Here is a 9,204-nt window from a genome sequence, read left to right as displayed (position 1 = left end):
GATTTGAAGAAGATGTACCTAGGTTTATTATTGATGAATTTATTGAAGATGACTTTTTTGCTTCTGGTTGTGATATTGAGAATTTTGAAGTAAAAATGCCTATACTTATATGTCCAAAATGTAATGGTGAATTAGTTTCAAAAAATACAGATGAGTAGCTCTGCTACTCATCTGAGAGTATCACGAAGTGATATTTTGTTCTTCTATTACCTTCATTTTTTGAAACAATATAACTAGATATTCCTTGTTTATCATATTCTTTTACTTTAGATATGGCTTCTTTTTTATTCATAGGGCTTGAAATAGATTTTGTATCAGATCGTATAATTACATATCTGTTCATAACGGCCTCCATTGTATATAATATATTTATATAGTATTATAATTTCATAATATACTTTTTTTATTCCAAGCATAGTGTAGTAAATATGGAAATATATTTAAAATAATAAATGCTACTATTTTACTGAATTTATAAAGGGTTCATAATATAATTAATTAAAAAACTAAGCTTAAATAAAATTCAATAAAAAAGGATTTAATGCATAAATGGAAGAATGTATATATATAAAATTTAATGTATATTTATATGTTATATTGACAAGTTTTTCCTGTGAAATATATAATGAAGTTGTAAAAAACAAAAAATTAACAAATTTATTCTGGCAGAGTAAATATCACGCGTTAAGTGTTAGAGGATGGGAAGTTGCCTCTAAAGGAAGAAGGAGTTTTCCTTTGCGATGTGATATCGCATCCGCTGACAGAAAAAGGACTTTTTAAAAGCACCTTTTCTGTGAAAAAGGTGCTTTTTAATTATATAAAGGGGGAATTTATTTGATTTTAATGGTGGATAATTATGATTCATTTACTTATAATTTGGTACAGTTTTTAGGAGAGTTAGGAGAAGAAATAGTTATAAAAAGGAATGATGAAATAACAATAAGTGAAATAGAGAAATTAGATCCAGAGATTATAGTTTTATCTCCAGGACCTTCTTCTCCAATTGAGGCAGGAATTTGTATAGACACAGTAAATTATTTTAAAGGAAAAAAACCAATACTGGGTATATGTTTAGGACATCAGACTATTGGACATGTATTTGGTGCAAAAGTTGCAAAAGCAATAAAACCTGTACATGGAAAGGTACATGCAATAGAGCATAAAAATAAAGGAGTGTTTAAAAATTTAAATAATCCTTTAAATGTAACTAGATACCATTCTCTTGTTATTGATAAAGAAACCCTTCCAGATGAACTAGAAATCACATCAATAACTGATGAGGGAGAAATAATGGGAATAAAACATAAAAAATATTTAATAGAAGGAGTACAATTTCATCCAGAAGCAATATTAACAGAACAAGGTCATGAAATATTAAAAAACTTCTTAAAACAGGCCAGAGGGGAGGCTTAATATGATAAGAGAAATTAGCACAAAACTTAACTCCTTTGAAATATTTACTATATTTAAAGATGATAATCACAGTTTTATACTAGATAGTGCCATGGATGAGAATAGATTAGGAAGATATTCCTTTATAAGTGCAAATCCTTTTAAAATATTAAAATTTAAAAATTGTGAAAAAGATCCATTGGAAGAACTTAGAAAAGAATTAAAAAAGTATAAAGTAAATAACGATACTGACCTTCCTTTTATAGGAGGGGCTGTTGGATACTTATCATATGACCTTTGTCACTATATAGAAAAACTTCCAAGAAATGCAGTAGATGATGTAAAAATACCTGACTTATATTTTGGATTTTACAATTGGGCTATTGTAATTGACCACCTTGAAAATAAAACGTATATAGCTTCACCTGATATTAATAAAGATGATGAAAATAAGATAATAGAAAATGTTATAAGTAGAATAAATAAAGCACAAGAAAATGGAATAGATTCTATTTGTTATGAAAAAAATGAATTTCCTAGAGTAAAATTAGAATCTAATTTTACAAAAGAAAAATATCTTGAATCAGTTGAGAAAGTAAGAAGTTATATAAGAAATGGAGATATATATCAAGTTAATTTAACTCAAAGATTTTATGGAAAAGTTAATATGACAAGCTTTGAACTTTATAGAGATCTTAGAAGATTTTCTCCAGCACCTTTTGGAGCATTTTTAAACTTTGAGGATGTAAATATACTTTCTAACTCTCCTGAAAGATTTATAAAGTTAGTTGATAATGTAATAGAAACAAGGCCTATAAAAGGAACTAGACCAAGAGGAAAAACAGTAGAAGAAGATATAAAATTAAAAGAGGAACTTAAAAACAGTGAAAAAGATAAAGCTGAGCTATTAATGATTGTGGACTTGGAAAGAAATGATTTAGGTAGGGTTTCTAAAATAGGATCAGTTAAAGTTCCAGAGCTTTTCAAGTTAGAAGAATATTCTAATGTACATCATCTAGTATCTACAGTAGTAGGTGAACTTGAAGAAAATAAAGATGTTATTGATGTTATTAAAGCAACATTTCCAGGAGGATCTATAACGGGGGCTCCAAAAATAAAATCTATGGAGATTATTGATGAGCTTGAACCAACTCAGAGAAATGTCTATACTGGGTCTGTTGGATATATAGGTTTTGATGGAATGCTTGATTTAAATATAGCTATTAGGACTATTGTTAAAAAAGATGAGGACATATATTTTCAGGTTGGAGGAGGAATAACTTGGGACTCTAATCCTGAAGATGAATATGATGAAACTATTCATAAGGCAAAATCCATTATGAAAGCAGTAAGGGGTTATTATGAAGGATAAAGCATCATTTAAAAGTTATTTGACGAAATTTGGAATTGGAGTATTTGAAACTATAAAAGTTCATAATGGTAATGCTATTTTTTTAGATAAGCACTTAGATCGAATGTACAATTCTATAAAAGAACTTAATATATCTTTTCGTATATCAAAGAATGTATTGAAAAAAGAAATAATTAACTACATAAAAGATATAAAATACAAAGCTTTGAGAGTAACAATATTTGATGAAGGATATAATTTTTCCCTAAGGGATATAAGTTATAAGGTTGAAGACTATAAAAAAGGATACAATCTTAAAATATCCCCTATAAAAAGAGGGAAAAGTTTAATACATAAATATAAAACTACTAATTATTTTGAAAATATTTATTCTAAAAGATATGCACTTAATGAAGGATATGATGAAGCTTTATTTATAAATATGAAAAACAAAATATTGGAAGGGGCTATGACAAATATATTTTTTATAAAAGAAAAAAAAGTATATACACCTAAAGAAGATTTATATATTCTTCCTGGAATAATAAGAAGTGAAGTTATAAATATTTTAAATTCTCTAAGTGTAGATGTATTAGAAGAAGAAATTGATTTAAAAGAAATTAGTAAATTTGAGTTTTGTTTTATTACAAACAGTTTAATGGATTTAATGAGAGTCAACTGTATTGAAAATATAAATTATAATAAAGAAAATGATTTGTTTAATATAATAAATTTAAAACTAAAGGAGAAATATAATGAGTATTAAAGAAACATTTGAAAAAGAAATATCAAAGATAAAAGAAGATGATAATAATGTTTCTATATTAGTAGTTGGCTCAAGTAAGGATTTAAACTTTAATAATAAGATAAATGATATTGATTTATTTGTAATTACCAAAAAAGGACAAAGACAAATAAGAGAAATAAAATATATACAAAACATTGAATTTGATATAAATTATTTTTCAATGGATTTATCAAATAAGCTTATAAATGATAAAAAACAATTTTTTATAGAAGGTATGAGCAAGGGAATTTTAATTTATGATAAAGATAATGTTGGAAAAAACTACAAAAAAAATGCTAAAATACAGTATGAAAAGGGACCAGAAAAAATATCTTTTGATGAGATTAATAATTTAAGATTTATACTTCTTGATAATATAAAAAGAATTAAAAATATTAAAGATAAGAATCGGCAAGAAGTAAAGTTTTTATCTAGTTTATATTTAAGAGATATAATAAGAGCATATTTTATGGTAAACAAAAAGTGGGTTCCTAAAGATAAAAAATTGTTTAAATTACTAAATGAAGCTGATAAAAATTTATATGAAATGGCTCAAAAGTTATATGAAGACTATAATTCTGATATTCTTGAAAGAATGATTTATTATATATTTAAAGATATAAAAAATAATGACAAAATAAAAATAATATATTAAGGGAGTTGGGGAAAATGGATAAAGTAAAAATAAGAAGAGCAGTAAGAGATATACTAGAAGCTATAGGAGAAGATCCAGATAGAGAGGGACTTAGGGATACTCCTGATAGAATAGCTAGAATGTATGAAGAAATATATAGCGGTCTTAACGAAGATCCTAAAAAGCATCTTGAAATATTTTTTCAAGACGAAAAACATGAAGAATTAGTTTTAGTTAAAGATATACCTTTTTATTCAACTTGTGAACATCATCTGGTTCCATTCTTTGGAAAAGCCCATGTTGCTTATATACCAAAAGGAGGAAAACTTACAGGGCTTTCCAAACTTGCAAGAGTAGTAGAAACTGCAGCAAAAAGACCACAACTTCAAGAAAGAATAACAAAGACAGTAGCAGAGGCTTTAGTTGATGTTTTAAATCCGTATGGAGTTATTGTAGTTGTTGAAGCAGAACATATGTGTATGACAATGAGAGGTGTGAAAAAGCCAGGATCTAAAACTATTACATCAGCAGTAAGAGGTATTTTTGAAAAAGATGTAGCAGCAAGAGCAGAAGTAATGAGCTTAATAAATAATAAATAGAGGTGATATGATGTTTAATTTTGGGGAAAGAACATATATAATGGGGATACTAAATGTAACTCCTGATAGCTTTTCAGACGGGGGAGAATTTACAAGTGTTGATATAGCTATAAATCGTGCAAAAGAAATGATAAAAGAAGGTGCTGATATTATAGATGTAGGAGGAGAATCTACAAGACCTGGTTCTCGTGAAGTTAGTGAAGAGGAAGAGCTTAAAAGAGTTCTTCCAGTTGTTAAAAGATTAATTAAAGAAATAGATGTTCCTATATCTGTCGATACATACAAATCATCTGTTGCAGATAATGTATTAAGTATAGGAGTACCTATAATTAATGATGTATGGGGACTTCAAAGAGACAAAAACATGGCAAATGTTATTGCAAAACACAATGCTTATGTAGTTATTATGCACAATCAAATGGGAACTGAATATAAAGAAGATATAATAAAGTCTATAAAGACATTTTTTAAAGAAAGTATAAAAATAGCAAAAGAAGCTGGAATTAAGGATGAAAAAATAATATTGGATCCAGGTATTGGATTTGGGAAAACTCCTGAACAAAATATGCATGTTATGAGAAGACTTTTAGAGCTTAATGAACTTGGATATCCAGTTCTTTTAGGAACATCGAGAAAATCAATGATTGGCAAAATACTAAATCTTCCACCAAAAGAAAGGGTAGAAGGGACTATTGCTACAACTGTAATGGGAATAATACAAGGAATAGATATAGTAAGAGTTCATGATATAAAAGAAAACTTAAGAGCAGCAAAAGTTACTGATGCTATATATAGAAAGTAGGGAAGAGTATGGATAAGATTATTTTAAATAATTTAGGATTTTATGGATATCACGGAGTGTTTAAGGAAGAAAACGTACTTGGACAAAAGTTTTTTATAGATATAGAACTTTATCTTGATTTAAAGAAAGCAGGGCAAACTGATGATGTTAATGAGTCAGTAAGTTATGCTCAAGTTTATGATCTAGTAAAAAATATATGTGAAAATGAAAAGTATAATCTTTTAGAGGCTTTATGTGAAAATATATCAAAACAAATATTTAACGAATTTAATTTAGTTAAAGAGATAATGGTTAGAGTAAAAAAACCAGAAGCTCCTGTGAATGGAATGTTTGATTATTTTGGAGTTGAAATAAGGAGAAAAAGAGATGAGTAATGTTTATTTGAGTTTAGGAACAAATATGGGAGATAGAGAAAAATATTTAAAAGATGCTATTGATTTAATAAATAATTTTGAAGATACCAAAATAGTCAAAATATCTAAGGTATATGAAACCAAGCCATGGGGATATACTAATCAAAAGAACTTTTTGAATTTATGTTTAAAAATTAATACTAATCTCTCACCTCATAATCTTCTAAAAAAATGCCAAGAAGCAGAAAGGTTTTTAAAAAGAGAAAGGATTATAAGGTGGGGACCTAGAACAATAGATGTTGACATTTTAATTTATGATGATATAATCTGTAATGATGAAAATTTAACTCTTCCTCATCCAAGGATACAAGAAAGAGCTTTTGTTTTAGTACCTTTAATGGATTTAGATGAAGACTTAATCATTAAAGGGAAAAAAATAAAGGATTGGTTAGAATTAGTTGATGTGGAAGATGTAAAGGAGTACATAGGGGATGAGTAAAGAGCTATTTAAGAATAAAGATATTAAAATAAATTTAAAAAGTGGTATAACAATACCAAATGATAAACTTATAATTGCTGGTCCCTGTGCAATAGAGGGTTATAATCAACTTTTAGATACTGCTAAATTTGTAAAAGCTATAGGAGCTAATGTACTAAGAGGTGGAGCGTATAAACCAAGAACTTCCCCTTTTTCTTTTCAAGGAATGAAAGAAGAAGGTCTTGAGATATTAAAATCTGTAAAAAAAGAAGTAAAAATTCCTGTAGTTACTGAATTAATGGATGTTAGGGATTTTGATAAAGTATATGATGTAGCTGATATAATTCAAATTGGATCAAGGAATATGCATAACTTTCCACTGCTTGTTGAAGTTGGAAAACAGGACAAGCCTGTGTTTTTAAAAAGAGGAATGTCAGCTACTATTGATGAATGGATAAAGGCTGCTGAGTATATAGCTATAGGTGGAAATACAAATATAATAATGTGTGAAAGAGGAATTAGAACATACAATGATTATACTAGAAATACTTTGGATTTAGCAGCAGTTCCTATTATAAAGAAAGAAACAGGACTTCCTGTAGTTGTTGACCCAAGCCATGGCACGGGAGTTAGAGAACTTGTTAAACCTATGTCTTTAGCTTCTTTTGCAGCTGGAGCAGATGGAATTATGGTAGAGGTTCATCCTAATCCTAAAAATGCACTATCAGATGGTAAACAATCTCTTACTTTTGATGAATTTGAAGATCTTTTAATTAGTTTAAAAAATGGGGCTATATAAGCCCTGTTTATTTTTTTAAAAATAAATTTTAAAAATAAAGAAGGATTTTATTTAAAAAAGTCGAATTATAGTAAATTGTATTTTAAATAATAAAATTTTACTATTGACTTTATATAAAATTTAAAAATTTTCAGATGAAGGAAATACAAGTTTTTTGAAGAATTAATTAAGTATTACACCTAAATAGAGGGTGATATAGTGAGTGATATTCAACATATAATAGAAGAAGTAAAAGAAAGAAATGATATTGTAGATATTATATCTAGTTATGTACAAGTAACATCTGCTGGAGCAAATTATAAAGCTGTATGTCCATTTCATTCAGAAAATACTCCATCATTTGTAATAAGCCCTCAAAAGCAAATGTATAAATGCTTTGGATGTGGAGAAGGTGGAGATGTAATAAATTTCATAATGAAAATAGAAAATCTAGACTTTATGGAGGCATTAGAATTTTTAGGAGAAAAAGTTGGAATTGAAATTAACAAAGGCAAAATGGATAATAAAGCTAAAGAAATTATAAATAAGAAGCAGAAGTTATATGAAATTCACTTGGATTCAGCTAGGTATTTTTTTAACGCCCTTTTTCAAAACAAAAATAAAGGATATGAATACTTTAAAAGAAGAGGATTGAATGATAAGACAATTAAATACTTTGGTTTAGGATATGCATATGATAATTGGGATAATTTAACAAAATACTTATTATCAAAGGGATATAAAGAAAGTGAGTTAATGGAAAGTGGTCTAATACTTGAGAAAAAAAATAAAAATGGATATATAGATAGATTTAGAGACAGAATTATATTTCCAATATTTGATGTGAGAGGAAAAGTAATAGGTTTTGGAGGAAGAGTTTTAGGAGATTTAATCCCAAAATATTTAAATTCTCCAGAAACACTTATATTTAACAAAAGATATAACTTATATGGATTAAATTTTGCAAAAAAATATATACAGGATGAAACATTAATTATAGTAGAAGGATATATGGATGTAATAAGTCTTTTCCAATTTGGAATAAAAAATGTAGTGGCATCTTTAGGAACAGCCCTAACTAAAGAACAGGGAAAACTAATAAAAAGATATGCCAATAAAGTAATAATGGCTTATGATAGCGATGAAGCAGGAACAAAAGCAACTTTAAAAGGAATGAATATATTAAAGGAAGTTGGTCTTGATGTTAAAATTTTAAAGTTCGATGAAGCTAAGGATCCTGATGAATATATAAGAAAAAAAGGCGTTAATTTGTTTAAAAAATACTTGAATCAATCTGTTTCACTAGTGCAGTTTAAAATAGATATTTTAAAAAAAGATTACAATTTAGATAATGCACAAGAGAAAGTAGATTTTACAAAAAAAGTATCCAAAATACTAAAAGAAATAAAAAGTCCTATAGAATTAGAGCATTATATAAAAAAAATATCTAAAGAAACAGGTATATCAGTAAATGCAATAGGAAGTGAAGTTTATGGCAAATATTATAATCCAAGGCAATTTAATCAAAATGAAACTAGAAAAATTGAAGAAATTAAAATTAAAAAAAATGGTGGACAAATAGCAGAAAAGCAGCTTATAAAGATATTTTTAGAAAATAAAGATTTGAGAAATTTAATACTTTTAAAATTAGATATAGATGATTTTTTACTAGAAGAAAGTAGAGAAATATTAAATTATATAATTAAAAGTAAAGATTTGGATATAATAACTATTGACAAATTAAAGAATATTAATGTAAATGAGAATTTTATAAATGAAATATCAGATATAAATATAGATAGTATAGATTTAAATGTTACATTAGAGGGCATGATAAAAACATTAAAAAGAAATAGTCTAAAAATAAAGAGAGATAATTTGCTTAATAGGCAATATGAATTACAACAAAAAAAGAAAATTGATAAAAATATAAATTCAAGTGAGGTTGATAGAGAATTGTTAGATATTGCAATGAAAATAATTCAGTTAGAAAAAGAGCTTAAGGATATTTTATAGGAAAGGAGGGAATA

General features: G+C 26.9%; 11 protein-coding genes and 1 riboswitch. Of the genes, 10 read left to right on the top strand and 1 reads right to left on the bottom strand.

Annotated elements, in window-relative coordinates:
* Positions 1-163: 163 nt before the first annotated feature.
* Complete coding sequence (locus BUA77_RS07520) at positions 164-343, bottom strand: hypothetical protein (RefSeq protein ID WP_072888856.1); 180 nt, start codon at positions 341-343, stop codon at positions 164-166.
* Between the two features lie 321 nt (positions 344-664).
* A riboswitch (THF riboswitch) is annotated at positions 665-762 on the top strand.
* Between the two features lie 72 nt (positions 763-834).
* Here BUA77_RS07520 and BUA77_RS07515 point away from each other — a divergent pair.
* The 10 genes from BUA77_RS07515 (at position 835) to dnaG (ending at position 9,190) form a co-directional block, all read left to right on the top strand.
* Positions 835-1,413, top strand: a complete 579-nt coding sequence (locus BUA77_RS07515) for an anthranilate synthase component II (RefSeq protein ID WP_072888854.1) — start codon at positions 835-837, stop codon at positions 1,411-1,413.
* 1 nt (position 1,414) lies between these two features.
* Positions 1,415-2,764, top strand: a complete 1,350-nt coding sequence (pabB, locus tag BUA77_RS07510; protein ID WP_072888852.1) for an aminodeoxychorismate synthase component I — start codon at positions 1,415-1,417, stop codon at positions 2,762-2,764.
* Positions 2,754-3,509: an aminotransferase class IV gene (locus tag BUA77_RS07505; protein ID WP_072888850.1), complete on the top strand. Its 756-nt coding sequence runs from the start codon at positions 2,754-2,756 to the stop codon at positions 3,507-3,509. The genes pabB and BUA77_RS07505 overlap by 11 nt, the downstream gene beginning before the upstream one ends.
* Positions 3,499-4,185 (top strand): hypothetical protein, encoded by a 687-nt coding sequence (locus BUA77_RS07500; protein WP_072888848.1) that lies wholly within the window; start codon positions 3,499-3,501, stop codon positions 4,183-4,185. The genes BUA77_RS07505 and BUA77_RS07500 overlap by 11 nt, the downstream gene beginning before the upstream one ends.
* Positions 4,186-4,199: 14 nt before the next feature.
* Positions 4,200-4,763, top strand: a complete 564-nt coding sequence (gene folE / locus BUA77_RS07495; protein ID WP_330390047.1) for a GTP cyclohydrolase I FolE — start codon at positions 4,200-4,202, stop codon at positions 4,761-4,763.
* Between the two features lie 10 nt (positions 4,764-4,773).
* Entirely contained in the window at positions 4,774-5,565 is a 792-nt protein-coding gene (gene folP, locus BUA77_RS07490) for a dihydropteroate synthase (RefSeq protein ID WP_072888845.1), read from the top strand.
* An 8-nt stretch (positions 5,566-5,573) separates the two neighbouring features.
* Positions 5,574-5,939 (top strand): dihydroneopterin aldolase, encoded by a 366-nt coding sequence (gene folB / locus BUA77_RS07485; protein ID WP_072888843.1) that lies wholly within the window; start codon positions 5,574-5,576, stop codon positions 5,937-5,939.
* Positions 5,932-6,417 (top strand): 2-amino-4-hydroxy-6-hydroxymethyldihydropteridine diphosphokinase, encoded by a 486-nt coding sequence (gene folK / locus BUA77_RS07480; protein ID WP_072888841.1) that lies wholly within the window; start codon positions 5,932-5,934, stop codon positions 6,415-6,417. The genes folB and folK overlap by 8 nt, the downstream gene beginning before the upstream one ends.
* Complete coding sequence (aroF, locus tag BUA77_RS07475) at positions 6,410-7,195, top strand: 3-deoxy-7-phosphoheptulonate synthase (RefSeq protein ID WP_072888839.1); 786 nt, start codon at positions 6,410-6,412, stop codon at positions 7,193-7,195. The genes folK and aroF overlap by 8 nt, the downstream gene beginning before the upstream one ends.
* Positions 7,196-7,393: 198 nt before the next feature.
* Positions 7,394-9,190 (top strand): DNA primase, encoded by a 1,797-nt coding sequence (gene dnaG / locus BUA77_RS07470; RefSeq protein ID WP_072888837.1) that lies wholly within the window; start codon positions 7,394-7,396, stop codon positions 9,188-9,190.
* Positions 9,191-9,204 lie beyond the last annotated feature (14 nt).

Origin of the sequence: Tepidibacter formicigenes DSM 15518 (assembly GCF_900142235.1) — a bacterium.
In the GTDB taxonomy this organism is placed as follows: Bacteria; Bacillota; Clostridia; order Peptostreptococcales; family Peptostreptococcaceae; genus Tepidibacter; species Tepidibacter formicigenes.
This window is presented reverse-complemented; position numbering and strand designations above follow the sequence as displayed.

Excerpts from the sequence above, each read along its gene's own strand:
- BUA77_RS07520 (WP_072888856.1), bottom strand. The coding sequence starts at position 343 with ATGAACAGATATGTAATTATACGATCTGATACAAAATCTATTTCAAGC.
- pabB (WP_072888852.1), top strand. The coding sequence starts at position 1,415 with ATGATAAGAGAAATTAGCACAAAACTTAACTCCTTTGAAATATTTACT.
- BUA77_RS07505 (WP_072888850.1), top strand. The coding sequence starts at position 2,754 with ATGAAGGATAAAGCATCATTTAAAAGTTATTTGACGAAATTTGGAATT.
- BUA77_RS07500 (WP_072888848.1), top strand. The coding sequence starts at position 3,499 with ATGAGTATTAAAGAAACATTTGAAAAAGAAATATCAAAGATAAAAGAA.
- folE (WP_330390047.1), top strand. The coding sequence starts at position 4,200 with ATGGATAAAGTAAAAATAAGAAGAGCAGTAAGAGATATACTAGAAGCT.
- folP (WP_072888845.1), top strand. The coding sequence starts at position 4,774 with ATGTTTAATTTTGGGGAAAGAACATATATAATGGGGATACTAAATGTA.
- folB (WP_072888843.1), top strand. The coding sequence starts at position 5,574 with ATGGATAAGATTATTTTAAATAATTTAGGATTTTATGGATATCACGGA.
- folK (WP_072888841.1), top strand. The coding sequence starts at position 5,932 with ATGAGTAATGTTTATTTGAGTTTAGGAACAAATATGGGAGATAGAGAA.
- aroF (WP_072888839.1), top strand. The coding sequence starts at position 6,410 with ATGAGTAAAGAGCTATTTAAGAATAAAGATATTAAAATAAATTTAAAA.